Origin of the sequence: Bradyrhizobium sp. sGM-13 (genome assembly GCF_018398875.1) — a bacterium.
In the GTDB taxonomy this organism is placed as follows: Bacteria; Pseudomonadota; Alphaproteobacteria; order Rhizobiales; family Xanthobacteraceae; genus Bradyrhizobium.
The window spans coordinates 1-764 of record NZ_JAGWDK010000158.1 but is presented as its reverse complement, the minus strand read 5'-3'; the positions used below and the strand labels follow the sequence as shown (position 1 = coordinate 764).

General features: G+C 66.4%; 1 protein-coding gene. It reads right to left on the bottom strand.

The window, feature by feature from the left end; all coding sequences use genetic code 11:
- Window positions 1–764 (bottom strand): NAD(P)/FAD-dependent oxidoreductase (locus KJQ96_RS38575; protein WP_213291169.1); only part of this gene is annotated, 764 nt, incomplete at both ends.

Here is a 764-nt window from a genome sequence, read left to right as displayed (position 1 = left end):
CTCCCGGCACGCGCAGATCGCGATCAACCAGCAGCCGGCCGAAATTGTCGCGTTCGGCGGGAATCTGCTGGGTCAAGGGCGCGGCGCGAATGCCGGCGGCCCAGACCACGGTCTCGGCTTCGATGCGTTCGCCGCTGGACAAGGTGATGCCGGATTCGTCGAGCGCGGCGACGCCGGCACCGAGCCGGGTCTCAACACCGAGCTTGCGCAGGGCACCCTCGATGACGGGGCGGGGGCCTTCGCCCATGTCGGGAGCGATCGCCTTGTTGCGATCGACGATGATGACGCGCGGCTTGGCATTCTGGCCGAAGATCTCGCGCAGCCGCGCCGGCATCTCGGTTGCCGCCTCGATGCCGGTGAAGCCGCCGCCGGCAACGACGACCGTGTCGCGTCCGTTCACGGCCGGCCGGTCGGCGAGGGCATGGAGATGCTTGTCGAGCGCGATCGCGTCATCCAGCGAGTCGACGCTGAAGCCGTGCTCGGCGAGGCCCGGAATATTCGGACGGAATAGTTTGCTGCCGGTAGCCACGACCAGGCGGTCATACGAGAGCGACTTGCGCGTGCCTTTGGCCGTTGCGATCTGCACCATGCGCGACTTGGTGTCGATCGTTTCAGCGCTGCCTTGCACGTAGACAACGTCGATGGCGTTAAGGACGTCGAGCAGCGGCGCCGTCAGCGTCTCGGGCTTCGATTCATAGAGCCGTGGGCGAACTACTAGCGTCGGCTCGGGTGCGATCAGCGCGATTTCGAGATCCTCGGGTGAG